The organism is Thalassospira sp. CH_XMU1448-2, assembly GCF_037027285.1.
Lineage (GTDB): Bacteria > Pseudomonadota > Alphaproteobacteria > Rhodospirillales > Thalassospiraceae > Thalassospira > Thalassospira profundimaris_C.
In genome coordinates this window covers 1,004,505-1,030,830 of the sequence record NZ_JAYMEA010000002.1, presented here as the reverse complement: position 1 = coordinate 1,030,830, position 26,326 = coordinate 1,004,505, and the positions used below count along the sequence as shown (strand labels likewise).

Here is a 26,326-nt window from a genome sequence, read left to right as displayed (position 1 = left end):
ACTCCCGGTACGCTCAAACCAAAAAGCTCACAAGTGCGTTTATTGTTCACAGCCATGCCATTTTTTCATGGGAATTGGCATAGGTGACACTCGACCTGTAAGATGAATAAAAATATGGTATTTCGTGATAGCAGTTTTGAAAATAACAATAATTCCGCTTGCACGAAGCCCCGCCATGAGCGTCGGATATAAAATGGATCGGGCTGGTGGAACCTGCATCAGTCGACCGGGCATGAAGCACAAAGGACAAGATATTCTTGAACAGGCACAATCCCCGCAATCTGGCATCACTTGGACGGTATCGGGCAATTGTTCCGCTTTTGCTGGCGGGAACGATTTTGGGTGCATGTTCATCTGATGAAGGATCAGGGGGGCTGGGGTTCGGTTTTGGAAATGAGGATGCGGTGGAGCAGGGCGATCTGCGATCAACCATCCCCTATGAGGTCGAACTGGTCGGGATTGACGCGCAGGAAAGCGACCTGCTTTCCGCCCTTGAAGCCGTAAGCACGGCACGTCGCCTGCAATCGCGCCCGACAGCGTCACGGGCAGGTCTGCAACGCCGGGCCGAGGACGATATTGAACGTTTTCAGGCGGTTCTGCGCTCAAACGGTTTTTATGACGGCCAGATCACCTTCGATATTCAGGAAAAGCCCGTTGTCCCGCAATCTGGCAACGAAAACACCGAGCTATCGGAAAATGCAGCTGCGGGAGATGCAACAAGTGATACCGCGAACGGTGCCGCATCCGAAGATGCCGTTTCACCGGCAGACACGCCGACGCCGCTTGTTCTGACCTATAATATCGATACAGGTGCGCCATATCTGATTTCATCGGTTGATCTGGTGATTGTGCGTCCCGATGAAACCATCGAACGTCCGGCCACCGACGAGGAACTGGTCAGAACCCGCCTGCAGATCGGACAACGTGCAACGGCACAGCCGATTATCCTTGCCGAGCAATATGGTGTCGATGTTCTGAAGGATCAGGGATATCCGCTGGTGAAATCGACCAAGCGGACCGTGATGGCCGATACCGCCCGGAAAACCATTTCGATCAAATATGCCTTTGAAACCGGTCCCGCGGCCAATTTCGGTGCGGTCACGGTCAATGGTGCCGAACAGGTTGATCAGGACTTTATCGCCGGATATCGCAGTTGGGATCCGGGCGAGCAATACAGCCCCGAGGAGGTCAGAACCACACGACGCGATCTGGCGCAGACCAACCTGTTTGACAGTGTGATTGTAAAGGTTGCCGGTCCGGTTGGTGAAAATGGTGAAATCCCTGTCGAGATCAATGTGGTTGAACGCAAAATGCGCTCGATCGGTGGCGGGCTTGATTTCTCGACTGCCGAAGGTCCCGGTGGCAATGCTTTCTGGGAACATCGCAACCTGTTTGGTGCGGGTGAAAGGTTGCGGTTGGGGATGGATGTCTCAAGTCTTGAGCAGGGTGTCAGTGCGGAATTCAAAAAGCCGCAATTCCTGGAACGGAAGCAATCCTTTGTTGCAGATGCCCATGCCAAGAACAACGACACGGATGCCTATAAGGGCTCAACGATTGACAGTTTTGTCGGTATCGAACGGCCACTTGGCGAAAACTGGTCAGCGAGCCTTGGTGTGACAGCGGAATATTCCGATTTGACCGGATCTGACTCCCCGAATGAGGAATTCTATCTGGCGGGTCTGCGAGGTATTTTGCGTCACGACAACACCGATAATCCGCTTGATCCGACCAAAGGCACGCGCTTTGAAATCAACGTGTCGCCTTATATGGGACTGACGGATCAGGATACGGGATTTACCTCGGTCTCGCTTGCCGGTTCGCAATATCTGTCAGTTGATAAAGACGGCGATTATGTGTTTGCCGCACGCGCGCGCACCGGGACGATCATTGGTGAAGAACGCGGCAGCCTGCCGTCCAACAAACGCTATTATTCTGGTGGTGGGGGATCGATCCGTGGCTATGAATATCAAAAGGTCGGACCGCTTGATGATGATCACGATCCGCTTGGCGGGCGGTCTGTTCTGGAAGTCGGATTTGAATTTCGTGCACGGGTAACGGAATCATTTGGCATCGTCCCGTTTGTTGAAGGCGGCAATGTCTATGCCCGGAGCGAACCCGAAGACATCTCGTTACTGTGGGCGGCAGGGCTTGGTTTCCGCTATTACACGGCGGTCGGGCCGCTGCGTTTTGATGTAGCCGTGCCGCTTGATAAACGTGACAATGTCGATGACGATTTCCAGCTTTATATCAGTTTGGGGCAGGCATTTTGACCGGGGCTGAACAACCGTCCAGCAAGGCATCAAAGAAAACAAGACGTTCCCGTTCTGCATCACGATGGGGGCGTTATGCTGCCTATGGTCTGGGCGGTGCCGTGCTTGGCGTTACCGGTATTGTGGCGATTGCCGGAACCGGCCCGGTTCTGCGTGCGCTTACCCCGATGATCAATGAAACGGTATCGACCGCAACGGACAGCACCTTTGAGATTGGCCGCATAGAAGGAAGTCTTTGGACTGGTTTGACGCTGGATCGTCTTTTGATGGACCGGGCGGGCGATGGTTTTCATCTTGAACTGGGATCGGCTGATTTTGACTGGTCGCCATTGGCCTTGTTGGGCGGGACATTAAAGGTCAATCATCTTGGACTTCAAAGTGCAAAGGTTGTTCTGCCAAATACGACAGGCCCGGAAGAGATCGAGGAAGAGACATCTGATTCAGAAAGCGGTCTTTCTCTTCCGCTTGCCGTTGCAATCGACGCCGTCGCGCTTCGCGAGATAGCGTTGATTGATCCGCTGTCAGGCAAAGAGTTTCTGTATGGGCTTAATGCCAAGGCAGCGGTTGGAACCAATCTTTCGGCAACGGCGAAGATTGATTTGCACCCGCTGGATGACGGGTCTGACCGGTTCGATGTTGATCTGGATTTCGATGGACCGGATCAGCGACTGGCTGCGAAAATTGATGGTGCGCTTGGGCGTGAAGGTCTTGTCATGACCCTTGCCGGGGTGGCACCCGATGTGGCCACCGACATCGATATCAAACTTGCCGGGAATGGTCCGGCGAATGACTGGCGGGGCACACTTGATGTCGGGGCAGATGGCTATGGCGCACTGTCCGCTGACATCGGTGTTCAGCTTTCATCTGATATTCTGGCTTTCGCACTTGATGGTGGTCTTCAGACATTTGATCGTATCTCTGATCAGTTGCCAGAGCAGTTGCGCAAGAAAATCGATCTTGGCATTGGCGGGGCGTTTGATGCTGATCATCAGCGCCTGTCATTTGATCGTGTTTCGGTTGCGATGGCGGATGCGGTGGCGATTTCGGCCACGGCTGATCTTGATCTGGCAGAAAGCACTGTGGCGGCAAAGCTTGATGGCAAGATCGATCCGGCATTGTCCGCACTTGTTGATGACGCGGTGACATGGGAGCAGCTTGATCTTGGTGTTTCTGCCAAGGGTGATCTTGCCATGCCTGGGGTTGAGGTCACGATTGACGGGCGCGATGTCACAACACCGGTCTCGACCATTGCGAATGTGACAGTGCGCGCCGATATGCCCGAACCCGAAAATGATGATGCGATTACGGCAAGTCTTATGGCATCGACATCGGGAAGTGACTGGCAGGATACGGGGCTTGCGGCGTTTCTTGGCGCGGGTCAGGAGTTGTCCCTTAATGCTTTGATATCGCCAGATTTTTCCAGTGTGGCACTGCGGGATGTGCTGATTTCAGCACCCCAAATGAAGCTGCATGGTGATGCCGAACTTGATGGTGCCTTTGCCATCACGACGGCCAAGCTGACCGGTGATGTTGCCGATCTTTCGATCTTTGCCCCGATTTCCGGACTTGATCTGAGCGGGCAGGGGCAGGTCATGCTTGGCAACATGTCGTGGTCGACGGAAGCCGGATTAAAAAGCGATCTGGCAATATCAACAACCGAAACCGGATTTGGCATTGCCGATCTTGACCGGATTGTCGGACCATCCCCAACGATCACCGGTCAGGTCGCGCTGATGCCCAATCTTGATCTTACAGTTGATCTGGCATCGGTCGAGACCGCGATGATCAAGGGACCGGTCAAGGTCGAGATCACCGAAGAATTCGCGCAACTTGCCGTCACCAGTGATCTTGATGTTGCCCCCGGAACTGTCCCGCCAGAAATAGGTGTTTCAATCGCACCGGCAAAGCTTTCCGTACGGCTGGATGGGAATATTTCAGCACCACCGGGGCAGATTGATCTTACGGTGCCAAGTGTCGAGGCCGGTGGGCAACGCTTTGACAAGGTTGCACTCTCAACCCGGATGGAATGGTCGGATCAGGCGGTATTGTCGCTGCTTAATCGCGGTGCGTTTACTCTTGGCAAACATGGTTATGAACTTGCGGCAAATGTGCGACTGCCTGACGACGGTCTGAGGGTTGAAGGGATTTCATTGCGTGGCGATTATCTGGTGCTGCGCGGTGATCTGGTGCTGCCCGATTATGCCACGCCGATCCAGGGCAACATTGCGCTTGAAAGTCTTGATGCCGAATTGCTTGGTGATTTCGGTGTGCCCTTTGCCAATGGCACTGTGACAGCCGATCTTGGATTTACCCCCGATGGCGAACGTCAGACAGTCACAGTTTCCGCACTTGCCATGGGGCTTCGCGTGATTGTGGAAAGTGATGGCAACCCGTCGATGATCGAGGATGTCGAACTTGATGTCACGGTTCGCGATGCCTTCGCCGCCCCGGATATCACAGCCAAGCTTGAAGGACGCGATATCGTCTTTTCGCCAGTCGCAATTGATGACATATCGCTGGACGTAAAAGGCGGGCTGGAAGCGCTTGATATCGTTTTAAATACCAGCGGTCTTTATCAGGGAAATGTCCCGATATCAGCCGACCTTGTAGCAGATATCGCTCTTGGCCCGGACATCAGTGTGACAGCACGGAAATTTGATTTCGATGTCAGTGATCAGGCAGTCACCCTGCGTCGTCCGTTGCAATTCGTTATGGCCGCAAACGGGCAACAGAAACTTGACGTCGATCTTGCGGTCGGGTCCGGGCAGCTTGTCGCACGCATGACACAGGAAGCCGGTCAGAAATCGATCAAGGGTGATGTGTCTCTTGACGGTGTCGATCTTGCCCCATGGGGGCGCATTGCCGGGTATGACGGACTAAGTGGGACAGCCAACCTGTCGGCAAACTTGCGTGAAAGCAGGGGAACCTTGCCAGCCGCACAGGTCAAAGGGCGGATCACAGGTATTACTGCCAAGGCGGTCAAGGATCTCGAACCGTTTGAGATGGCACTCGATATTGATCTGGCCAAGGGCATTCTGAACGGTACGGCAAATCTTGCCAATTCCGATATCGAGGCGCTGTCAGCAAAGGGTACGGTGCCGCTTGCGATTTCGGTCCTGGAACAGAATTTCAGTCCCGATCTTTCGGCACCTGTATCGGCCAGCGTTCGCATGAATGGCCAGATCGCCGAATTCTGGCCCTATGTCCCGGCACCGGACCATCAGGTTTCGGGCAAAATCAGGCTTGAGCTTGATGTTGCCGGAACGCTTGATGATATCGGCTGGAATGGCAATCTGGATCTTTCGGATGGCCATTATGAAAATCTGGTCTATGGCACGATCCTTGATCAACTGGCCCTTAAGGGGGAATTTGATCAGAACGGGCTTTCGATCCCGTCGATCACGGCAACGGATGGCGGGAATGGCAGTCTTGATGCGTCGGTTGATCTGAAAATGAAGGATGGCGGTGAGGCCGCCTATGAGGTGACCACCAAACTGCGTAATTTTGCCTTGTCGCGGGTCGATGAATTGCGGTTCTGGGCGGATGTCGATACCAAGGTCAATGGCAATCAGAACGGTGCCGATATCAAAAGTACCGTTGCCGTTCAGCGTGGCGAGGTTGATCTGTCACTGGCATTGCCAGAATCCGTTCCGACGATCGAGATTTCGAACCTTCCTGACGAAGCGGAAAAGGAAAAAGCCCGCAAGGCCGCCGACAAGGATACCGGTTTTGTCGGTAATCTGGATGTTACGGTCGATATCCCCGGACGATTGTTTGTACGCGGCAAGGGGCTTGATTCCGAGTGGGGCGGGTCACTTGAAATTTCAGGGACGACCGACGATCCCCGGATTGTCGGGCAGTTGTCTGCGCTTCGCGGGCAGCTTGATATCATTGGCAAAACCTTTGTGATCAAGGATTCCAAAATCACCTTTGCCGGGGGCTCGCCGCCTGATCCGATGCTTGATATCAAGGGTATCTACACGACAACCGATCTTGAAGTTTCCGCGGGCTTCCAGGGACCGGCAAGCGATCCTGAACTGGTCCTGTCATCCAATCCGTCCTTGCCCGAGGATGAAATTCTGTCGCAGGTCCTGTTTGGCAAATCACAAGGTAGTCTGAGTGCTGTCGAAGCCGTGCAGCTGGCAAGTGCGCTTAATGAATTGTCCGGCGGCGGCAGTGGTCTTGATGTGGTTGGCAGTGTGCGCCGTTTTATCGGGGCTGACGTGCTTCAGGTTGGTGGTGGCGAAGACGGGCCCGAGGTCAAGGTTGGCAAATATCTGAGCGAGGGCGTCTATGTCGGCACCAAGGCCGGGGCAACACCGGGATCAAGCGGCGTCGAAGTCGAAATCGAGGTCACGCCGAATATCAGCGTGACCAGTGAAAGCACCGAGATCGACAGCAAGGCCGGTGTGCAGTATCGGCTGGATTACTAACCGAGTTCCAGATCACTGATATCAACCAGTGCTCCGTGACGGCAAATCACCCGGCCGGCTACTTTCTGGGCAATGCCGATGGCCCCTTCGACACTTTGGCCATGCGAACGTGCGGCCAGAAACGACCCGTTAAAGGAATCACCGGCCGATGTTGTATCGACGATTTCGGTGATGACGGGCGGGGTAACGAAACTGGACTGGCCGTCCTTGTTGCACCAATAGGTCGGATCGCCCCCCGATTTGACGATGACTTCGCGCACCCCGGCTTCAAGCCAGCGCTGCCCGGTTTCCTGCGCGGATTTGTCGCCAAACAGGGCCGCATCATCATCAAAGGTCGGAAGAACCGTGTCACAGAACGGGGCAATGGCGCGATAAATGTCCATCGCGGTCTGATCGCCGGACCAAAGACGCGGACGATGATTGGTGTCGAAATAGACCTTGCCACCCTTGTTGGCGTAATCGGCGACAAGGGTGATCATTTTCTGGCGATCATCGGGCGACAGGATCGCAAGACTGATCCCCGAAAGGTAAAAGCCGTCAAAACGCCCGAAAGAATCCCTGATTTGTGCGTCATGACCGCCACCAAGAACCTGCTTTGCTGCGGCCTGATCACGCCAGTAGGAAAAACTGCGCTCGCCGTCTGCGTCGGTCTGGATGGTATAAAGGCCGGGAAGAGCGCAATCGATCCGGCGAACAAGATCTGTGGCAATGCCGTCGGACTGCCAGGCTTCGATCATCGCGTTGCTATAGGCGTCGGTGCCAAGTGCGGTGATATAGGAAGCGCATTTAATGCTGGCCGGGTCAAGAAGACGGCTGGTACGTGCCATATAGGTTGCGGCATTCAGGGTATCCCCGGCAAAGCCAAGCTTTGCTGCACCAAAAACCGTGCCGGGCTGCGCACCGGAAAGCTCAAGCATACATTCACCGATAAACGCGATGTGGGGCATTGGGTAACCTTTGAACTTGGGTAAGATAATTCCGTGACAATGCGCCTAGTCGCCGATCGGCTGACGCCCGGTAGGCGGGTTGAGTGTCAAAAGCGACGACCGGATGCGACGCAGCTTCTCTTTTGCCTGATCAGGCATGCGTCGCGCAACTGCTGTTGCAATCACGTCAATGGTTGCCAGAAAAGCATGGCGCGTTGCGGTCGGTTTGTAGATGTCCGGGTTTTCGGGCATTTCGATCCCGATCACCAGATCGCTCTCAGCCGCAAGGGGGCTGTCAGGGTGGGTCAGGGAAATGACCTTGGCGCCATATTGCCGGGCAATGGCCGCAGAATGGATAAGCTCGGTCGGGCGACCGCTGGTTGAGATGGCAAACACCACATCTTCCGGGCCAAGGGTCGAAGACAGCATGCGCTGCAAATAGCCGTCACTTTGTGACTGTGCGGGAATGCCAAGCCTGAAAAAGCGGTTGGCCGCATCGAAGGCCACCATGGTCGACCCGCCCCCGACACCAAAAAAGGCAATCTGGCGTGCCTTGACCAGAATGTCGGCGGCCTTGTCGATCTGTTCGGATGAAATCTGATCGCGGAGCAGGCGCAGGTTATCAATGATCACACCCAGAACGTGACTTGAAAGTACGTCTGCGGCAGTTGTGTCATCCGAAATATCCTCGGATGTCAGATACTGCATGCTGACCGCAAGATTTTGCGCCAGACGCATTTTGAAATCACGAAAACCGTCACAGCCCAGTGTCCGGCAAAAACGGATAACCGTTGGCTCGCTGACCCCGACATTACTGGCAAGATCGGAAAGGGCAATCGTGGTGACAGCTTCCAGATTTTCACTGACATAATCGGCGACCAGCTGTTCCCGGTTGGGAAAGCTTCCCGACTGGCTGCGCAGCAGGCTGATGATGTCGGCGGTCGGTTGCATCACACTGGTCCGGTTCTGTTTTCAGGGACGGGTAGGGGCGCCACAGACAATTGCCGTTCATGGCACCCCTTTGGCAAGTATCACTTTTCCGGCTTGTAAGCGATAGCTTCAATTTCAATTTTGGCGTCAACCATCATCTGGGACTGTACCGTAGAACGTGCAGGACGCTCATTGGGGAAGAATTCCGCATAGACGCGGTTAAAGGTCCAGAAATCGCGGGTATCAGCCAGCCAGACATTGATCTTGAAAACATCGTCAAGGGTGCAATCGGCAAGTGCGAGGGCGGCTTTGACATTTTCCATGGTCAGGCGTGTCTGGTCCTCGATACCGCCATAGGCGATTTCACCATTTTCCTTCATGGCAACCTGACCGGAAATATAAACGTAGTCCCCCGCACGAACGGCCGGAGAAAAAGGTAGTTTCTGTCCGCCGGCACCGCTGCGCTCATTGCCATAATGTTTGATCGCCATGGAAATCTCCCTGCTTTGGCTTGCGGGTGCAGATCAGAACGCACCCTGTTTAAAATGTAGTTTAACTACCTAAAACAGTTTCAATATTCGGTCAATAGCGGAAAAATTGCGCCGATGACGTTAAAAATGTGTAGACAAGCTACAAAAATGATCTCAGGATGTAGAAAAATTACACAAAAGATTCATCAGCGGAGAGATTGGCGAAGATGGCATTACGCCGTGTTGAAACCATTGCAGCGACCCTAAGCCGTTCCCTGAACTGGGTTGTCGAACGCGTTATTGCGCTTTTGATGCTTGTTCTGGTTCTGGATGTCTGGCTTGGCGTTATTGATCGATACATTTTCCATTGGCAACTACCCTGGCCCGAGGAACTCGCCCGTTATCTGATGATCTGGGCGGCACTTCTGGCGATTTCGGCCGGGATTGCGCGCCGCGAGCATATCGGGATCGGGATGTTTGTTCTGAGCCTGCCAATGCCGATCCAGCGCAGCATCCTGTTTCTGGTCGATCTGATTGCACTCGCCGCATTCCTCTATCTTGCGATCTATGGATTGGGCTTTGCCGAAGGCGGCATGCGCCGTCAGGCCATGATTTTCGGGATGTCGCTCGCACTTCCCTATGCCGCAGTACCGGTCTCAAGCCTGTTGGCGGCAATCCAGCTTCTTCTTGTAGCCTTGCGTGATCAGGGCCGCTTCATCCCGGTTGATCTTGCGGAGGGCGCGGAATGATCGTCGCCATTATCTTTGTCGTTCTGATGGTTTTGGGCATGCCGATCGGTTTTGCCCTGGGTGTGGCAGGTGTCGTTGGCCTGTTTGACATGGGCGGGGGGATGTTTCTGTCCCAGGGCCCAAGCAAGGTATTTAACGGACTGAACGTTTTTCCGTTCCTTGCCATGCCTTTCTTTATTCTTGCTGGCGAAATCATGAACCATATCGGCATCACAAGCCGTCTGGTGAAATTTGCCCAGGCCCTTGTCGGGCATATGCGTGGTGGTCTGGCCCATACCAATATGCTGGCATCCGTTTTCTTTGCTGGGCTTACGGGTGCCGCAACGGCGGATGCGGCGGCCTTTGGCAAGACGCTTGTTCCTGCCATGGTCGAACGCGGATATCGCCGTGACTATGCCTGTGCGGTGACTGCCGCCGGGTCGATCATCGGCCCGACCATTCCCCCATCGGGACTGATGGTGGTATATGGCTCACTGATGGGGGTTTCGATTGGTGGTCTGTTTGCCGCAGGTATTTTGCCGGGTCTTATGATCTGTCTGATCTGCATGACCGTGATTGCGGTGACGGCACGCGCCAAGAACCTGCCGAAAAATGAACGTCGGGCCACGCTTCTTGAAATCTGGCAGATTTTCAAATCATCGATTACCGCACTGATCATGCCTCTGATCATTCTGGGCGGCATTCTTGGCGGGATTGTCACGCCGACCGAGGCTGCATCGGTTGCGGTTGCCTATGCTCTGTTTATCGGTGTGTTCATCTATCGTGCGCTGAGCTTTGCCGATTTCTTCGGGATGCTGGTGCGCACAGCCCGCGTCACGGGCGTGATTTTCGTGATCATTGCCTTTGCGTCGATCCTCGGCTGGTGGCTGAGCTTCAATCGCATTCCGCAAGAAGTCGCAAGCCTTGTTCTGGGCGTGTCCGGGAACCCCTATATCGTGATCTTCATGATTGTCGGTCTGCTTCTTCTGATCGGTATGGTGATGGATATCAACGCCATCCTGATCATTCTGGCACCGGTTCTGGTTCCGCTGACAGTCCAGATCGGAATGGACCCGATCCATGCCGGGATCATCTTTATCCTTGCGCTCAATATCTCGCTGATGACGCCGCCTGTCGGGGCATGTCTGTTCGTGTTGTCATCGGTGACGGGTGAAAAGCTTGAAAAAATTGCAGCACAGCTTTGGCCATTCCTTTTGGCTGAACTGGGTGTGCTGTTCCTGTTTGCCTTCTGGTCGGATCTGGCGCTCGCGATACCGCGACTGCTGGGCTTCCGCTAGGCCTGCGGGGTGAAGACAGCCCCGGTCAGTCCGGGCCGGGGCACGCACCAAAACAAAATGCCGGACACCATAAAGTCGTTACATCAAGGAGAGGTAAGAATGAAAACCGTAAAGCGTTTGGGCGCAGCCGCCCTGGCAACTGCGATGCTGATGGGCAGCACCTCGATGGCGTTTGCCGAGGCCAAAGTCCTGAAATTCGCCCACGACAATAAAACCGACCCGTTCGAAAACCCGGCACATGCCTGTACTGCTGTTTTTGCCAATATTGTCGAAGCTGACACCAATGGCGAAATCAAGGTCGAAGTCTATCCGTCCAACCAGCTTGGTTCGGCTGCCGAACATGTTCAGATGGTTCGTGATGGTCTGATTCAGGGTACCCTGACCTCGACCGGGGCGCTGGCATCCTATTATCCGCGCATTGATGTTCTGAACCTTGCATTCGCATTTGACAGCAACGCGTCCACCTATGACGTATTTGATGGTCCTTTCGGCTCGGCGCTTGCGTCTGACATCGAAGGTACCCTTGGTGATGTCAAGGTTCTGGGATTCCCTGATACCGGCGGGTTCTTTGCTGTGACCAACTCCCAGCATGCGATTGCCACCCTCGAGGATTTCAAGGGCATTCGTATCCGCACCATGTCACTGCCGTCGCACCAGAAAATCATGCAGGCACTGGGTGCAGAAGCATATCCGATGGCCTGGGGCGAAGTTTATGCCGGCCTTCAGACCGGTGTGATCGACGGTCAGATGAACCCGGTTCCGACCGTGACCTTTGCCAAGTTCAACGAAGTTCAGGGATACCTGACCCTGACCAATCATCTGTTCTCGCCTTATACCATGATGCTGTCCAAAGCATTCTGGGATGACCTGACCGCTGATCAGCAGAAAATCATCCGCTACGCTGCCCAGTCTTGCGTTGTTGCAAGCCGCGGTGTGTCACGCGTGATCGAGGCGTCTGATCGTGGTCTTGCCGGTCTTAAGGACAAAATGGAAATCACCGCTCTGTCGGCTGAAGACCGTGAAAAGTTCAAAGAGGCAACCCAGCCGGTCGTGATCCAGCACGTACAGGAAAGCCTTGGCGATGAAGGTGTGAAACTTCTGAACCTGTTCAAGGAAGAAGTCGAGAAAGCCAACGCCAGCCGCTACATGGAATAAGCCATTCCACTTGCCGAAGGGGCGGCTTTCCGCCCCTTCGGATTTCATTAGCTGATATCAAAAGACCAATAACAAAGGCACGGGCCATGCGGATTTTTTGCGCCTCGATTGCAACCGAGACCAATACATTTTCACCTTTAAGAACCGATTTTTCCGATTTTCAGGAAAGCTTTTACGCGCCGCCTGGTCAGCATCCGGTAACCCCGACGCTGTGCAGTGCCGTCTTTACCGAAGGTCGCCTTCGTGCCGCAAAGGAAGGCTGGGACCTGATCGAAGGCACTGCAACCTGGGCTGAACCCGGCGGGCTTGTAAGTCGCGAAACCTATGAACAGCTTCGCGACGAAGTTCTGGGGCAGCTCCGCGCGGCCATGCCGGTTGATGGCGTGATCCTTGGCTTGCATGGCGCGATGGTTGCGCAGGATTATCTTGATTGCGAGGGCGATCTTATTTCACGCATTCGCGCGCTTGTTGGTCCGGAAGTTGTGATCGGCACCAGCTTTGACCCGCATAGCCATCTGACTGCATTGCGTGTCGATAATGCCGACATCATCGTCGCCTTCAAGGAATTCCCCCATACCGATTTCGTCGAAACCGGGCGTGCGGTGGTTGATCTTGTTTTGCGCACGCTGCGTGGTGAAATCATGCCGACCAAGGCAGTCTTTGATTGCCATATGATCGAAGTCCTGCCGACATCGCGTGAACCGATGCGGTCCTTTATTGACCGGGCAAAGGATATGGAAGGGACGGGCGATATTTTATCGGTTTCCTTCATTCACGGCTTTATGGCCGGTGACGTGCCCGACCTTGGTGCCAAGGTCATTGTCACCACCAACAATAACCCTGCGGAAGCCAAACAGATTGCACGAGACCTGGGGGTTGAGTTGTTTGGTTTCCGTGGGGCCACCCGGCCGACATTCCTTAAACCCGAAGCCGCCCTTGATCAGGCATTGGCGTCGGACGCCAAACCGATTGTGCTAACCGATGTCTGGGATAATCCGGGCGGAGGCGTACCGGGCGACAGCACGATTTTACTGCGCGCGGTGATGGAACGCGGGCTTTCTGATTATGCCTTTGGCACGCTTTGGGACCCGATGGCGGTAAAGACCTGTTTTTCTGCGGGCGAGGGCGCGACATTGCCGCTGCGCTTTGGCGGTAAAACCGGTGCCCATGCCGGAGCCCCGATTGACGCCGAGGTCACGGTCAAGAAGCTTGAACGCAATGCCTGGCAGTATTTCGGCGAAAGCATTGTGCCGCTTGGCGATTGTGCGGTGATCGTTCTTCCGGGCGGGGGTGAGGTGATCCTCAATACCAACCGGTCGCAAAGTTTCGATCCCAGCCTGTTTTCGAATATGGGGATCGATCCGAAATCAAAAAAATATTTGTTTATCAAATCGACCAATCACTTCTACGATGCCTTCGCCAAAATCGCGGGCGAGATCATCTATATTGATGTGCATGGTCCTTATCCGTCGGATCCGAAAACCAATGGATACCGTCATGTCAAACGTCCGCTTTGGCCGATTGTCGATGATCCGTTTGCCCAAAAGGCCAGCTGATTGTTGATTGCCATCGCCCCTTCGCGTCACCACCGAAAATCAAAGGACGTTTTTCATGACCCGTTCACCGCAATATCCCCAACTTGATACGCCTTGCGCGGTGATCAATCTTGATACGGTCGATCGTAACGTAAATGCCTATCAGGCCTATTGCGACAAGCACGGCATTGCGCTGCGCCCGCATATCAAGACCCACAAGATCCCGGCCTTTGCCAAACAGCAAATCGATGCCGGGGCCAGGGGAATTACCTGTCAGAAAATTGGCGAGGCCGAAATCATGGCCGATGCCGGACTGGATGACATTCTTCTGACCTATAATGTGTTGGGTGAACGCAAGCTTGCCCGTCTGCGTTCCTTGTTTGACCGGATCAAAACACTTCGTGTTGTTGCCGATAACGAGGCCGTCATCGAAGGCCTGTCGCGTGCCTTTTCTGACAGTGCCAAGCCGCTGGAAATCCTGATTGAATGTGATACCGGCGGCGGACGTTGTGGTGTGCAAAGCTCCGATGCAGCAGTGGTTCTTGCACAAAAGATCCAATCCCTTCCGGGCATTGCCTTTGCCGGTCTGATGACCTATCCGGCGGCCGGTGGTGGACCGAAAGTTGGCGGGTTCTTTGGCGATGCCATGGCCAAGCTCGACGCGGTCGGGATTGACTGCCCGATCAGAAGTTCGGGCGGGACGCCCGATATGTGGAAGGCCCACGAAGTATCGAACGTCACCGAACATCGTATTGGCACCTATATCTATAACGACCGGTCATTGATGGCGCGTGAGGTCTGTGGCGAGGATGATTGTGCACTTCGTGTTCTGGCCGAGGTGGTTTCACTCCCGGTACCCGGACGTGCAATCATTGACGCGGGATCAAAGGTTCTGACTTCCGATCTTCTGGGTCTTGAGGGATATGGCTGTGTCGTTGGCCATCCCGAGGTCAATGTGGTCGGTCTTTCCGAAGAACACGGCATCCTGCATTTCGAGGCCGATCTGAGCCCGTTTGAAATCGGCGAGCGGATCGAAATCATCCCCAACCATGTCTGCGTGGTCAGCAATATGCTTGATCAGGTGCATCTGGTGCGTGGGGACGTGATCTCAACGGTCGATGTCACCGCACGCGGCAAGGTTTTGTAACCAAACAATCCATATCGCGGGAAGGCCCGGCGGTCACGCCGGGTCGTGATTGGGCAGATAGCCGGTGAAACCGGTGATCAGCCATTTCCCGTCATCCTGCTTTTCGCAGTAATAATGGGTTTTCCAAAGCAGACGGTCTTCTGTGCCGTCTGCTTTTTTGATGCGCCCGTTGAAATGTTTGCGGACCAATGCGCGGTTGCCGGTAATGTCGATTTTTTCAAGTCTGGTTGCGCGAAATACACCCGTATAAAGGTCTTCGGCAAACGCGATTTTTTGCGCTTCGATCGCCTGGCGCAGCCATTCATCGCGATAGGCCCCAAGATCGGGAAACATCATTTCCCAGTCATCAGGGTTATCGGATTTACAGGCATCAATCGCATAAAACCCATCTGCCTTGAAATCATCTTCGACCATCGACCAGTCGGCGGCAACGAAGGCCGCAATATCGCGCGGAACCAGCATTTCCCATATTTGATTGCGGTCGGTATCAGATGGCGGAAACGGGCTTTGATCGGTGGGGCGCATTGCTGTCTATCCGGTTGATATAAAAATGATTTAGCCCATTTTCGCATCCCGGCGATGGCGGTTCAATCACAGAAGAAGCAAACGCGTAAAAATACGCATCCCCGATGCGAAGTGATTGCAAACAGGGAAAAATTGAAGAAAGATCGGTATTGAAGATCAGATCGTATACAGATCTAACCCATAAAATCCGAGGTGCCGATGGCTTGGGGTGGTTTCACATCAGCTGAACTTGAATGGCAATATAATCCGCGCGAAACCGTGCCGGAATTCATGACGCATTTCGAACGGTTTGTGAAACTGTCCGGTGAAACCCGCGCACAGTTGGGCGGCAAAATTGATGTCCGGTTCGGTGACGGACCCAAGGAAACCATGGATGTTTTCATGGCATCCGATCCCGGTGCCCCGGTTCATATCTTCTTCCATGGCGGATACTGGCGCAGTCAGGACAAAAAGGATTATGCCTTTGTCGCCCGTGATCTGGTGGCGGCCGGGTTTACGGTGATTTGCCCGAACTATGATCTTTGTCCTGATGTCACGGTGGCCGATATCACCGAGGAAGCCGTGCGTTGCATCGACTATGTCTATCGCAATGTCGAAGATTTTAACGGGGATCGGGACAATATCTCGATCTCTGGCCATTCAGCAGGCGGGCAGATTGTCGCGCGCCTTGCCACCCATGACTGGGAAGAAACACTTGGCGATGCGACGCCGTTTTCGGCTGTGATTCCGATTTCGGGTGTTTTTGATCTTGAGCCGATCCGTCACACCAGTCTGAATGATGATATTCGTCTTGATGAAGCATCGGCTGCCGATAATTCCCCGATGCTTGATGCTGTGCCGATGGATGTGCATATGATGGTCATTGTCGGCGGCAATGAAAGCCCGGAATTCGTGCGCCAAAGTGATGCCTATGCCGCCTATTGCGGAAGTGCCGGGCACAAGGTTCCTGTCTATAAGGCCTGGGGGGCGAACCACTTTACCGTGCTTGAAGAAGTGTTTTTGGGTACCGGTTCGTTGTTTGGGCATCTCAAGCGGTTCCTGCAACCGTAAATCACGGAAAATCACCTAAAAACAGCATGAAAAACCATCGCACTTCCTGTGACGCGGGCAGTCTGACGTGATATAAAAAATGTCCGCTACCATACTGAAACACAAATAATTCTACAGGAAGGCCCATGCGTTTCGTTACTGCCGAAGATATCGACAAATTTGTATCGCCCCGTGATCTGGTTGAAGCCCTTCGTGACGGTTTTGCACAAGGCTGCGAAGCGCCGTTGCGCAGTCATTTCAACATGGAACGCAGTAACGAGGATGATGCGACTTTCCTGATCATGCCAGCCTGGCAAAAAGACGGGGCAGCGGGTGTTAAAATCGCCGCTGTTGTGCCGGGGAATTCTGCACGCAATCTTCCGGCGGTTTCGGGAACCTATGTGCTGCTTGATGCGGTCACCGGACAGCCGTCTGCTGTTCTCGATGGCACCAAGCTGACCACGCGCCGCACGGCGGCGGCATCGGCGCTGGCGGCTGACTATCTGGCGCGCCAGGATGCGACGGATATGGTCATGGTCGGTTCAGGTGCCATGGCCCCGCAATTGATCAAGGCTCATGCGTCGGTGCGTCCGATCAAAAATGTCACGATCTGGAACCGCAATGCCGACAAGGCGACGAAACTTGCCGCCGAGATCGCCGAACTTGGTTTCAATGCGTCGGGAACCGATGATCTTGAAACCGCCTGCAAGTCCGCAGACCTGATTTCATGTGCGACCCTTTCGACCGAGCCGCTGGTACGCGGTGACTGGCTGCGTGATGGCACCCATGTCGATCTGGTGGGCGCGTTCAAGCCGACCATGCGTGAAAGTGATGATGCCGTCATGGCGAAATCGCGCATCTATGTCGACAGCTTCGAAGGGGCCAGCGCCGAAGGCGGAGACGTCGTTCAGGCAATCAAAAGCGGTGCAATCACCAAGTCCGATATCATCGGTGATCTGTTTGGCCTGACCCGTGGTGAAGTCAAAGGGCGTGAAACCGATGGCGAATGCACGGTGTTTAAATCCGTCGGGCATTCGCTGGAAGATTTCTTTGCCGCTGTTGCTGTAGTCAAGGCGGTTGAAAAATGATCAGCAAGGATCTGTTTGCCAAAGAACCGCTCGAAGTATTTCGCGGAACCATCAAACCGGAATGGATTGATTTTAACGGCCATATGAATGTCGGATATTACGTGGTTGCATTCGATCTGGGGTCCATGGCGTTCCTGAATGCGGTGGGTATGGGCTTGAACTATCCCGAACAGCGCAATGGATCGACCTTTGCCCTTGAAATGCATGTGACCTATGACCGGGAAATTCATCAGGATGAACCGTTTGTCATTCACACCCGTGTACTCGATTGCGACCAGAAGCGTGTTCACATGTATCACGAAATGCGTCATGGCACCGAAGGCTGGCTGGCATCAACCAACGAAATCATCACCATGCATATCAATATGACGGAACGCCGGTCGGCCCCGTTCCCCGACGATATCATGGCGACACTCAACAAGATCAGGGAAGCCCATGCTGATCTTCCGATCCCGTCCGGTGTAGGGCGCAAGATCGGCATCCGCCGCAAGTAAAATGATAAACCCCGCATCGGATGGATGCGGGGTTTTCTTTTTGCGAAATGTACCGGCCTAGGGACGGCTTGCCATATAAAGTCGGCACATTTCACCCGACTGATTGACATCCTGATCCCGTAAAAATGTCAGGCCCAGCTTTTCAAGCATGTGAATGGACGGGCCATTATCGGGCAGGCAATACCCGTAAACCTTGTCAAAACCATAGACGTTCCAGCCGTGATCAAGCAGCGCGGAACAGACTTCATAGGCGTATCCCTTGCCCTGATGGGGCTCCGTCACGGCATAACCGATATCAGGCGCATCAAGGGTATCGCGTTTGACAAAGCCGATCAGTCCAATCGGGCTTTGTGTTTCCTTTTCCAGCGCAACGCACATTCCAAAGCCAAGCTTTTCATAATTCTCGCGAAAGCGCAGATCAATGTAATCGCGTGCGGCCTGAAGGTCGTGGATGTTGCGATCACCGATAAAACGGATCCATCCCGGCTCGTTGAGCAGTTGCAGAATGAACGGGGCGTCGTCATGGGTGGCTTCGCGCAGGATTGTGCGCGGTGTTTCAAGAATGGTCATGATGTGGGGCGCTTGTTATGGTGGAAAAAGACGTTCAGAACTTTACCGTGAATTCCATGTAATCAAAGCCGTTTTTCGGTTTGCAGACACGGAGAGATCAATGCCGGTCAAGCCCATTAAACTGACATTCGAAGGTGCCCATGGGGCCGAACTGGCCGCAAGGCTGGATTTGCCGGTGGGACCCGTGCGGGCCTATGCGCTGTTTGCCCATTGTTTCACCTGTAGCAAGGATTTAACCGCGGCACGCAAAATCGCCCAGTCCCTGACCTTGCAGGGGATTGGTGTGTTGCGGTTTGATTTTACCGGGCTTGGCGGTTCGGGCGGGGATTTCTCGTCGACCAATTTCACCTCCAACCTTGAAGACCTGCGGCGCGCGGCGGATTTTATGCGGCATGAATTTGCGCCCCCCAGACTTCTGATCGGCCATTCACTGGGCGGGGCGGCGGTTCTGGCCGTTGCCGATAGCGTGCCCGAAGCAACCGCCGTGGCAACTATTGCCGCACCTGCCGATGTCGAACATGTGACGCATAATTTTGATGGTTATCTTGATGATATCGAACGCGACGGGCAGGCGGAGGTATCACTCGGCGGGCGACCCTTTGTGATCAAGCGCCAGTTTGTCGAAGATCTGCGTCATCACAGTGTCGAAGCCGCAGTTGGCAAATTGCACAAGGCGTTGCTGGTGCTCCACGCGCCAATGGATCAGACCGTCGGGATCGAAAATGCCGGGCGGATTTATGATGCGGCCAAACATCCCAAAAGCTATGTCTCGCTTGATAGTGCCGACCATCTTTTGCGCAATCCCGATGACGCCGAATATGCAGCAAATGTCATTGCGGCATGGGCGAAACGCTATCTTCCCGACGATACGCCCGAGCAGCCGGAAGAGGCCGAAGGTGTGGTCGTGCGCGAGACCGGCCTTGGCAAATTCCAGTCGATGGTGATTGCCGGGCAGCATCGCATGATTGCCGATGAACCGGAAAATGTCGGTGGCTTTGACAGCGGCCCGTCACCCTATGATTTTCTGTCAGCCGCTCTTGGTTCCTGCACGGTAATGACGCTGCGACTTTACGCCGATCAGAAGCAGATCCCGCTTGATAGTGTCCGGGTTGAAGTCCGTCACGAAAAAGTCCACGCCGAAGACTGTGCAGAATGCGCGGAAAAACCGGTGTCGAAGTCGGGCAAGATTGATCGGTTTGAACGCCTGATTACGCTTCATGGCGATTTCACCGATGACGTGCGCACAAGGCTTCTTGAAATTGCCGATAAATGCCCGGTTCACAGAACACTTGAAGCCAGTTCCGTGATTGTGACACAGGAACATTCGGCCTGAGTGCGAAAACAAAAACGCCCGGCATACATTCCATATGCCGGGCGTTTTGTGATGATATCGATCAGATTACGGTTTTGCCGCAACCACGATGAACTCAACAAGGTAATCCGGGGTGGCAAGCTTTGCTTCGCCGCATGCACGTGCCGGGGTGTGACCCTGCGGAACCCATGCGTCCCAGATTTCGTTCATTGCGGCGAAATCTTTCATGTCAGCCAGCCAGATGGTGGTCGACAGGATGTTTTCCTTGCTCGAACCGCATTCGGCCAGAAGCGCGTCTACCTTTGCCAAGCATTCTTTGGTCTGGTTGGTAACGTCGCTGCCCGGTTCGCCGACCTGACCAGCAAGATAGATGGTGTTGCCATGAACAACGGCCTGGCTCATACGCGGGCCGGTGTGGAAACGTTGAACGCTCATGAAGCTCTCCTTTGGTGACAAAATTGAATAATTTATTCGGGTTTAGCTACCACGCTTTTGCACGCCGCACCAGTCAGCAATGAACAGGGCAAGCACTTCGGTAACTTCCATCATGGATGCAATTGAAACCCGTTCGTCAATGCCGTGAATTCGTTCGGCTTTTGGGCCATAACAGGTTGCCGGAATGTTACCGTAAATCTGGAAAAAACGGGCATCCGTGGTCGCGGTCGAGGCATAGTTTTTGATCGCGTTTCCGGTGACTTCCTGATGGATGTCGCCAATCATCGTCATCATCGGATGATTGACATCCATTTCGCATCCTTCGGCCTGAAAACCGCGATAGGTGATCTCGATCTTGGCACCCCTGCAGGACGGATGATTATCAAGCGCGCTTTGTTTCACCGCCTCGATGGTTTCGCGCACTTTTTCAAGCTCCATCCCCGGATAGAAACCAACCCGGATATCAGCCGTGCAAACCGGCGGTACGGTTGATGCCCATTCGCCGCCCTCGATCTTGCCAAGGTTGAAGTTCACGGGGTGAACATGCGCCCCGTATGCACAATGCCGGTCCGTCGGATGATTCCAGATATCCTCGACCTCCTTAAGGACTTCAAAGAAGCCAAATGCGGCTTCAATGGCGTTGCTTCCGGCTGAGGTATCAAGAACATGGGCGGGGCTTCCCGAAACATGGATCTGGAACCACATCACGCCAAGCTGTGCGGTCATAAGTGTCTGGTTAAACGGTTCGGGGATGATTGCACAATCGGCATGATATCCGGCATGAAGACAGGCAAGCGCACCATTGCCGGTACATTCTTCCTCGATCACCGATTGCAGGGTAACCGGGGCAGCGGGTTCAAGCCCGATATCGTGCAGGGCCTGAAGGGCATGGCAATATGCAATGATACCGGCCTTCATGTCGCCCGCACCGCGCCCATAAAGCCAGTCACCATCAACATACGGATCAAACGGTCCGCGACGCCATTGTTCAACCGGTCCGGTCGGTACAACATCCATATGTCCGTTGAGGATCAGACTTCTTCCCGTCGGGTTTTGCGGTCGATGCAGGCCAACCACATTTTCGCGCCCGTCATAATTTTCGATTACGGGCGGGGAGAAGCCGGGTTGATCCCGCAGGGCTTCGATATCGATTGTGACGCGTTCGACATCCAGTCCCATTTTGGCAAACTGTTCGGCGATCCAGTCCTGCGCCGATGCTTCGTTGCCCAGAAGGCTGTCGTGACGCACCAGCGCGCAAAGATCATCAACCGCCGCAGATGTACGCTCTGCTACGGCCTTGCGAAGGGCGGCGCGATCAAAACCGGTCATAGTGTCTTCTCCGTTCAGGCAAGGCATGGTAGCCGATTGCCTGTGTCGTCATCATTTGCCAGTGGCAAGGGTCAGTCGGGTGGCCGAAAGGGCATCCTTGGTCACGCCAAGCTTATCCATATGGGGCGGGACGCCATCGCCACAAATCAGGCTTGCGGCATATTCACCCATGGCGGGTGCCGTCTGAATGCCATAGCCGCCCTGACCGGCAAGCCAGTAAAACCCGTTTTCGTCCGCATCAAAGCCGGAAACCGGATCACCATCGGCAAAGAAGCTGCGCAGTCCGGCCCAGGATTCACCGGGCCGACGCACAACAACGTTGGTCGCCGTCATCAGGCGGTCAATGGCAATGGCGATATCAAGTTCTTCGGGCTGAACATCATGGGGTTCGGTCGGTGTCTTATCGGCTGGCGATACCAGCAAACGACCGGCGTCTTCCTTGAAGTAAAGGGACTCATCAAGGGCTGCGACCATGGGCATTCCATGGATGTTGATATCTGCCGGGGCATCAATCATTACGGCCGTTCTGCGCTTGGGAACGATGCCAAGCGGTTTGACACCAGCCTTGGTTGCGATGTCATCGGCCCATGCGCCTGCGGCATTCACAACGATATCCCCCCCATAAACCGAACCGTTGGCAAGCGTGACCTGCCATTTTCCATCGGCCTTGGTGATTGATTGCACGTCGGCCTTGGTGACAAGCGTTCCGCCATTGGCTTTGAACTGACGGATAAAGCCCCAATGTAGCGCGTGAACATCGATGTCCATGGCATCGGTTTCATGGGCGCCCTTGCCAATCAGATCAATATTAAGGATCGGAACGATTTCCTTAAGTTCCGCGGGGCTTAATTCTGTGAAAGTGGCCCCGTTGGCGCGTCCTTCGGAAATCAGTGCATCCAGTTCGGCTTCTTCGCCCGGGGCTGCATACATCACGATCCCGCGTGGGGTCAGGATCGGGTTTTCGGTGAAACCGGCTGGCGGGTTCAAAAAGAAGTCCCGGCTGGCGGTTGACATCTTGCGAATGATCTTGGGGCCATAGGTCTCGCTATAAAGGGCGGCGGAACGACCGGTGCTGTGATAGCCCGGCTGATCTTCGCGTTCGAGAACCGTGACGGATTTTCCCGCCTTTGCCAGAAAATATGCAGCCGACATACCGGCAATGCCGCCGCCAATAATCAGGATGTCTGAATGGGTCATTTGGGGCCTTCTGATAACGTGGTGTTCTTGTTGGTGACGCCAAAGGCGCTAAGGAATTGATACAGGTTTTCTGCCAGCGTGGAACTGACATAACCACCTTCCTGCACTATCACGGTTGGGCAGGTAAGGGTGCCAATTTTTTCGCCGATTTTCGAAAAACCATCGGGGCTGACAGCAAGCCCGCCGAACGGATCATCACGTGACGCATCAAGACCAAGCGCAACCACAACCGCGTCCGCCCCGAAATCGTCAATCGCTGCCATGGCGCGATCAAGTGCTTCGAGAAATACCGCATCGCCGCTGCCCAGTGGCAGGGGATAGTTCTTGTTGAACCCGATGCCAGCATTTTCACCGACCTCCACTTCATGGCCCCAGAAAAACGGATAGAAATCCATGGGATCAGCATGGATCGAAAGGGTCATGACATCGGCGCGGTCATAGAAGATATGCTGCGTACCATTGCCGTGATGCAGATCAACATCAAGGATCGCCACCCGGTCATATTTCGCACGCAGCTCCTGTGCGGCAATTGCGCTGTTGTTCAGATAGCAAAATCCACCGGCGATATTGCCACTCGCGTGATGGCCGGGTGGGCGACACAGGGCATAGGCCGCATGCGCGCCCTTGTCGCGGACGTGGCGGGCGGCTGAAATCGCGGTCTGGGCACTGGCATAGGCCGAATGCCAGGTGGTTTCCAATACCGGACAGGACGTATCGCCCAAATGAAAACCGGCCTTGCCCGTATGGTGGCGCGGGTAGGGGCCATTGCGGTCAAACGGATGGATATTGGGGATCACCAGTTCCGATCCGCCCGCCTCACGCCATTCCCGATAGATGGTTTGCAGAAAGTCCAGATATTGCTCATCGTGAATGGCGGCAATCGGTGCCATACCGGCATCATCGGGCGCGCGAAGTTCAAGGCCCAGCCGCGATACCGCCGTGCGCAGAATATCGGCGCGTTCGGGGACTTCGGGGATCGGCTTTTTCTCACCTGCGACAATGAATGTCTTGCCGTGATGACGTAACTGATCGTCTGAGAAATAGGCATGCATCATCGCTGCCGCCTTTCACTTTGTGCGTGGTCAAACGGTTGTGGCTTTGTGTCTTCAGTTTTGTGTCGAACTAAAAGGCGACCTTGTCGGCACCTTTCAGTCCCAAAATCGCGCGCGCCTCGTCGGGGGTTGCGATTTCAAGTGACAACCCGTCCAGAACTTCGCGAATTTTGCGAACCTGGGATGCGTTGTCGGGCGCAAGTTCGCCCTTGCGCAGATATAGATTGTCTTCAAGCCCGACCCGGACATTGCCACCCATGGCGGCTGCCATGCTGGCAAGCGGCATCTGATGACGACCAGCCCCCAGAACCGAGAAATGGTACTGGTCACCAAACAGCTTGTCGGCAGTGCGTTTCAGATGGGCAAGGTTGTCGGGATCAGCCCCGATGCCGCCCAGAACGCCCAGCACAAACTGGATAAAGATCGGCCCCTTGATCAGACCCCGGTCGACAAAATGGGCAAGGGTATAAAGATGGCCGACGTCATAGCATTCAAACTCGAACCGCGTGCCGTTGGCTTCGCCCAGATCGGCCAGAATGGTCTCAATGTCCGAAAACGTGTTCTTGAAAACAAAGTCGCGGCTGTTTTCAAGAAACTCCGGCTCCCAGTCATGTTTCCAGTCCGTGCGACTGGCAAGCGCCGGGAACAGGCCGAAATTCATCGTGCCCATATTCAGCGATGCCATTTCCGGCGCAGCATGACGGGCCGCACGAATGCGGTCCTTGACTGTCATGGTCATGCCGCCGCCGGTCGATATGTTGATTACCGCATCGGTTGCGGCCTTGATCCTGGGCAGGAATTCCATGAACAGATCCGGTTCGGGACTTGGAAATCCGGTCTGCGGGTCACGGGCATGCAGATGCAGGATCGAGGCCCCGGCATTGGCCGCATCAATGGCCTGCTGTGCGATCTCGTCCGGGGTGATGGGCAGATGCGGGCTCATGGATGGTGTATGCACCGATCCGGTCACCGCGCAGGTGATGATAACTTTGCGGCTCATGAAAACGCTCCGGCGGTGGCAAGTTCGTCCTGAAGTTCGACAAGGGCGGCGCGCAGCGGCACCAGAATGTCGTCGAACTGTTCGGGCTTGATCGTCATGGGCGGGCAGACCATGACATGGTCGCCGCGATATCCGCCGCGTGTGCGACGCCAGTAAATGATCAGCCCCTTGTCATAGGCAATGTCGACCAGACGGGCAGCCGCCATATGCTTGGGATCAATCGGCTCCATGGATGTGCGATTCTTGACGAGCTCGACCGCCAGCAACAATCCCTTGCCGCGCACATCACCGATCATGGTGAATTCGTCCGATAGCTTGGAAAGTTCGGCCTTCAATGCCGCACCGCTGGCGGCTGCATTTTCAAGCAGGCCGTCTTCGTCAATCACATCAAGAACCGCATTGCCCGCCGCACAGGCCAGCGGATTACCGGCATAGGTGTAACCATGGATAAACCCGCCATGATCCAGAACCGGGCCAACAATGCGATCTGGCGCAATCATCGCACCCAGCGGGGCATAACCTGCTGCCAGTCCCTTTGACACGGCAAGGATATCAGGCGTGATGCCCCAATGTTCGCAGGCAAAATATTTACCGGTACGACCGGCCCCGGTCATGACCTCGTCATAGATCAGAAGAATGCCGTATTGATCGCAAATCTCGCGAATGCGGCCATAGTAACTATCAGGGGCAACAAGTGCCCCGGTCGCAGCCCCGCCCACCGGTTCCATGATGAAACCAAGAACGGTTTCCGGGCCCTGTTTGATGATCTCGGCTTCCAGCATATTGGCATATTTGATGCCGCGATCATGATCGGACAGATCATCACGATCCAGATAACAGGTCGGTGCGGGGATTTTTGGCTGATCCACCATCATCGGGGCGAATGGCGCATGCATCGGCGTATAGCCGGTCAGGGCCAGTGCGCCAAGGGTCGATCCATGATAGCTCGGGAACCGCGAGATGATCTTGGTACGCTGTGCCTGACCTTTGGCCAGTGCATATTGACGGGCAAGCTTGATGCAGCTTTCAACCGCCTCTGACCCACCCGAAACAAAGAATACCCGTTCAAGATCGCCCGGTGCCCGTTCTGCCAGTCGCCAGGCAAGGTTTTCGGCCGCATCATTTTCGAAATGCAGGCGATAGGCGAAGCTTGCCTTTTCAAGCTGGGCATTCATTGCGGTAATCACGCGCGGGTCGCTATGGCCGATATTGCTGACCATCGCCCCGCTGGATGCATCGATATAGCGTTTGCCATCGACGTCCCACATGTAAACGCCTTCGGCACGGTCGATCAGCGGACGACGCGACCGGCTTTGATAGAACAGACGGGACTCCCGGTTATGACCGACCGGGCTTTTGATATCATGCGTCATTTATGGTGGCTCTCCTGAACCGGTATCAGT

22 protein-coding genes are annotated in these 26,326 nt (G+C 54.6%); 11 read left to right on the top strand and 11 right to left on the bottom strand.

Features of this window, described 5'->3' with window-relative positions:
• The first annotated feature begins 257 nt into the window (after nt 1-257).
• Both WA318_RS12130 and WA318_RS12125 read left to right on the top strand, forming a co-directional pair.
• Nucleotides 258-2,270 carry an autotransporter assembly complex protein TamA gene (locus WA318_RS12130; protein ID WP_336081371.1) on the top strand — a complete coding sequence of 671 codons (2,013 nt, stop codon included), beginning with the start codon at nt 258-260 and terminating at the stop codon, nt 2,268-2,270.
• Nucleotides 2,267-6,703 (top strand): translocation/assembly module TamB domain-containing protein, encoded by a 4,437-nt coding sequence (locus tag WA318_RS12125; RefSeq protein WP_336081369.1) that lies wholly within the window; start codon nt 2,267-2,269, stop codon nt 6,701-6,703. Before WA318_RS12130 ends, WA318_RS12125 begins: the two co-directional genes overlap by 4 nt.
• Here the strand turns inward: WA318_RS12125 and WA318_RS12120 are convergent.
• The 3 genes from WA318_RS12120 to WA318_RS12110 all read right to left on the bottom strand — a co-directional run bounded on the left by WA318_RS12120 (nt 6,700) and on the right by WA318_RS12110 (nt 9,050).
• The gene (locus WA318_RS12120; protein WP_336081365.1) at nt 6,700-7,650 is read right to left on the bottom strand and encodes a sugar kinase; all 951 of its coding nucleotides are present in this window, start codon (nt 7,648-7,650) and stop codon (nt 6,700-6,702) included. The two genes, WA318_RS12125 and WA318_RS12120, sit on opposite strands and share 4 nt — an antisense overlap.
• 45 nt (nt 7,651-7,695) lie before the next feature.
• Nucleotides 7,696-8,580, bottom strand: a complete 885-nt coding sequence (locus tag WA318_RS12115; protein ID WP_114097284.1) for a MurR/RpiR family transcriptional regulator — start codon at nt 8,578-8,580, stop codon at nt 7,696-7,698.
• Between the two features lie 80 nt (nt 8,581-8,660).
• Nucleotides 8,661-9,050: a RidA family protein gene (locus WA318_RS12110; RefSeq protein ID WP_114097285.1), complete on the bottom strand. Its 390-nt coding sequence runs from the start codon at nt 9,048-9,050 to the stop codon at nt 8,661-8,663.
• 206 nt (nt 9,051-9,256) lie between these two features.
• Here WA318_RS12110 and WA318_RS12105 point away from each other — a divergent pair, with 206 nt between their 5' ends.
• From WA318_RS12105 to WA318_RS12085, 5 genes are all read left to right on the top strand, one after another.
• Nucleotides 9,257-9,778 carry a TRAP transporter small permease gene (locus tag WA318_RS12105; protein ID WP_114097286.1) on the top strand — a complete coding sequence of 174 codons (522 nt, stop codon included), beginning with the start codon at nt 9,257-9,259 and terminating at the stop codon, nt 9,776-9,778.
• Nucleotides 9,775-11,055: a TRAP transporter large permease gene (locus tag WA318_RS12100; protein ID WP_114097287.1), complete on the top strand. Its 1,281-nt coding sequence runs from the start codon at nt 9,775-9,777 to the stop codon at nt 11,053-11,055. Before WA318_RS12105 ends, WA318_RS12100 begins: the two co-directional genes overlap by 4 nt.
• Before the next feature lie 99 nt (nt 11,056-11,154).
• Nucleotides 11,155-12,210 carry a TRAP transporter substrate-binding protein gene (locus tag WA318_RS12095; protein ID WP_114097288.1) on the top strand — a complete coding sequence of 352 codons (1,056 nt, stop codon included), beginning with the start codon at nt 11,155-11,157 and terminating at the stop codon, nt 12,208-12,210.
• An 86-nt stretch (nt 12,211-12,296) separates the two neighbouring features.
• Nucleotides 12,297-13,766 (top strand): M81 family metallopeptidase, encoded by a 1,470-nt coding sequence (locus WA318_RS12090; RefSeq protein WP_336081360.1) that lies wholly within the window; start codon nt 12,297-12,299, stop codon nt 13,764-13,766.
• Nucleotides 13,767-13,821: 55 nt separating this feature from the next.
• Nucleotides 13,822-14,892, top strand: a complete 1,071-nt coding sequence (locus WA318_RS12085) for a D-TA family PLP-dependent enzyme (RefSeq protein ID WP_336081357.1) — start codon at nt 13,822-13,824, stop codon at nt 14,890-14,892.
• 33 nt (nt 14,893-14,925) lie between these two features.
• Here WA318_RS12085 and WA318_RS12080 read toward each other — a convergent pair whose 3' ends face one another.
• Nucleotides 14,926-15,417 carry a hypothetical protein gene (locus WA318_RS12080; protein WP_336081356.1) on the bottom strand — a complete coding sequence of 164 codons (492 nt, stop codon included), beginning with the start codon at nt 15,415-15,417 and terminating at the stop codon, nt 14,926-14,928.
• Between the two features lie 198 nt (nt 15,418-15,615).
• On the opposite strand from WA318_RS12080, the gene WA318_RS12075 reads away from it, so the two are divergent.
• From WA318_RS12075 to WA318_RS12065, 3 genes are all read left to right on the top strand, one after another.
• Nucleotides 15,616-16,467, top strand: a complete 852-nt coding sequence (locus WA318_RS12075) for an alpha/beta hydrolase (protein ID WP_114097292.1) — start codon at nt 15,616-15,618, stop codon at nt 16,465-16,467.
• A gap of 125 nt (nt 16,468-16,592) precedes the next feature.
• Nucleotides 16,593-17,534 carry an ornithine cyclodeaminase family protein gene (locus WA318_RS12070; protein WP_336081353.1) on the top strand — a complete coding sequence of 314 codons (942 nt, stop codon included), beginning with the start codon at nt 16,593-16,595 and terminating at the stop codon, nt 17,532-17,534.
• On the top strand, nt 17,531-18,028 hold the full coding sequence (locus WA318_RS12065; protein ID WP_114097294.1) for a thioesterase family protein: 498 nt from the start codon (nt 17,531-17,533) through the stop codon (nt 18,026-18,028). Before WA318_RS12070 ends, WA318_RS12065 begins: the two co-directional genes overlap by 4 nt.
• A gap of 57 nt (nt 18,029-18,085) precedes the next feature.
• On the opposite strand, the gene WA318_RS12060 is transcribed toward WA318_RS12065, so the two are convergent.
• Nucleotides 18,086-18,598 (bottom strand): GNAT family N-acetyltransferase, encoded by a 513-nt coding sequence (locus WA318_RS12060; protein WP_336081350.1) that lies wholly within the window; start codon nt 18,596-18,598, stop codon nt 18,086-18,088.
• Between the two features lie 100 nt (nt 18,599-18,698).
• On the opposite strand from WA318_RS12060, the gene WA318_RS12055 reads away from it, so the two are divergent.
• The gene (locus tag WA318_RS12055) at nt 18,699-19,931 is read left to right on the top strand and encodes a bifunctional alpha/beta hydrolase/OsmC family protein (protein WP_336081347.1); all 1,233 of its coding nucleotides are present in this window, start codon (nt 18,699-18,701) and stop codon (nt 19,929-19,931) included.
• A 66-nt stretch (nt 19,932-19,997) separates the two neighbouring features.
• Here the strand turns inward: WA318_RS12055 and WA318_RS12050 are convergent, their stop codons facing one another.
• The 6 genes from WA318_RS12050 to WA318_RS12025 all read right to left on the bottom strand — a co-directional run bounded on the left by WA318_RS12050 (nt 19,998) and on the right by WA318_RS12025 (nt 26,296).
• Nucleotides 19,998-20,345, bottom strand: a complete 348-nt coding sequence (locus tag WA318_RS12050; RefSeq protein ID WP_336081345.1) for a RidA family protein — start codon at nt 20,343-20,345, stop codon at nt 19,998-20,000.
• A gap of 42 nt (nt 20,346-20,387) precedes the next feature.
• Nucleotides 20,388-21,674, bottom strand: a complete 1,287-nt coding sequence (locus WA318_RS12045) for a M20 family metallopeptidase (protein WP_336081343.1) — start codon at nt 21,672-21,674, stop codon at nt 20,388-20,390.
• Nucleotides 21,675-21,725: 51 nt separating this feature from the next.
• Nucleotides 21,726-22,871 (bottom strand): NAD(P)/FAD-dependent oxidoreductase, encoded by a 1,146-nt coding sequence (locus WA318_RS12040; protein WP_336081341.1) that lies wholly within the window; start codon nt 22,869-22,871, stop codon nt 21,726-21,728.
• On the bottom strand, nt 22,868-23,926 hold the full coding sequence (locus tag WA318_RS12035) for a histone deacetylase family protein (RefSeq protein WP_336081339.1): 1,059 nt from the start codon (nt 23,924-23,926) through the stop codon (nt 22,868-22,870). Before WA318_RS12035 ends, WA318_RS12040 begins: the two co-directional genes overlap by 4 nt.
• A 67-nt stretch (nt 23,927-23,993) precedes the next feature.
• Nucleotides 23,994-24,923 (bottom strand): 3-keto-5-aminohexanoate cleavage protein, encoded by a 930-nt coding sequence (locus WA318_RS12030; protein WP_336081337.1) that lies wholly within the window; start codon nt 24,921-24,923, stop codon nt 23,994-23,996.
• Nucleotides 24,920-26,296, bottom strand: a complete 1,377-nt coding sequence (locus WA318_RS12025; protein WP_336081335.1) for an aminotransferase family protein — start codon at nt 26,294-26,296, stop codon at nt 24,920-24,922. Before WA318_RS12025 ends, WA318_RS12030 begins: the two co-directional genes overlap by 4 nt.
• Nucleotides 26,297-26,326 lie beyond the last annotated feature (30 nt).

Coding starts and splice junctions, on each gene's coding strand:
- WA318_RS12045 (WP_336081343.1), bottom strand. CDS start 21,674: ATGACCGGTTTTGATCGCGCCGCCCTTCGCAAGGCCGTAGCAGAGCGT.
- WA318_RS12025 (WP_336081335.1), bottom strand. CDS start 26,296: ATGACGCATGATATCAAAAGCCCGGTCGGTCATAACCGGGAGTCCCGT.
- WA318_RS12090 (WP_336081360.1), top strand. CDS start 12,297: ATGCGGATTTTTTGCGCCTCGATTGCAACCGAGACCAATACATTTTCA.
- WA318_RS12050 (WP_336081345.1), bottom strand. CDS start 20,345: ATGAGCGTTCAACGTTTCCACACCGGCCCGCGTATGAGCCAGGCCGTT.
- WA318_RS12100 (WP_114097287.1), top strand. CDS start 9,775: ATGATCGTCGCCATTATCTTTGTCGTTCTGATGGTTTTGGGCATGCCG.
- WA318_RS12035 (WP_336081339.1), bottom strand. CDS start 23,926: ATGATGCATGCCTATTTCTCAGACGATCAGTTACGTCATCACGGCAAG.
- WA318_RS12075 (WP_114097292.1), top strand. CDS start 15,616: ATGGCTTGGGGTGGTTTCACATCAGCTGAACTTGAATGGCAATATAAT.
- WA318_RS12065 (WP_114097294.1), top strand. CDS start 17,531: ATGATCAGCAAGGATCTGTTTGCCAAAGAACCGCTCGAAGTATTTCGC.
- WA318_RS12055 (WP_336081347.1), top strand. CDS start 18,699: ATGCCGGTCAAGCCCATTAAACTGACATTCGAAGGTGCCCATGGGGCC.
- WA318_RS12120 (WP_336081365.1), bottom strand. CDS start 7,650: ATGCCCCACATCGCGTTTATCGGTGAATGTATGCTTGAGCTTTCCGGT.
- WA318_RS12115 (WP_114097284.1), bottom strand. CDS start 8,580: ATGCAACCGACCGCCGACATCATCAGCCTGCTGCGCAGCCAGTCGGGA.
- WA318_RS12110 (WP_114097285.1), bottom strand. CDS start 9,050: ATGGCGATCAAACATTATGGCAATGAGCGCAGCGGTGCCGGCGGACAG.
- WA318_RS12040 (WP_336081341.1), bottom strand. CDS start 22,871: ATGACCCATTCAGACATCCTGATTATTGGCGGCGGCATTGCCGGTATG.
- WA318_RS12085 (WP_336081357.1), top strand. CDS start 13,822: ATGACCCGTTCACCGCAATATCCCCAACTTGATACGCCTTGCGCGGTG.
- WA318_RS12080 (WP_336081356.1), bottom strand. CDS start 15,417: ATGCGCCCCACCGATCAAAGCCCGTTTCCGCCATCTGATACCGACCGC.
- WA318_RS12060 (WP_336081350.1), bottom strand. CDS start 18,598: ATGACCATTCTTGAAACACCGCGCACAATCCTGCGCGAAGCCACCCAT.
- WA318_RS12095 (WP_114097288.1), top strand. CDS start 11,155: ATGAAAACCGTAAAGCGTTTGGGCGCAGCCGCCCTGGCAACTGCGATG.
- WA318_RS12030 (WP_336081337.1), bottom strand. CDS start 24,923: ATGAGCCGCAAAGTTATCATCACCTGCGCGGTGACCGGATCGGTGCAT.
- WA318_RS12105 (WP_114097286.1), top strand. CDS start 9,257: ATGGCATTACGCCGTGTTGAAACCATTGCAGCGACCCTAAGCCGTTCC.
- WA318_RS12070 (WP_336081353.1), top strand. CDS start 16,593: ATGCGTTTCGTTACTGCCGAAGATATCGACAAATTTGTATCGCCCCGT.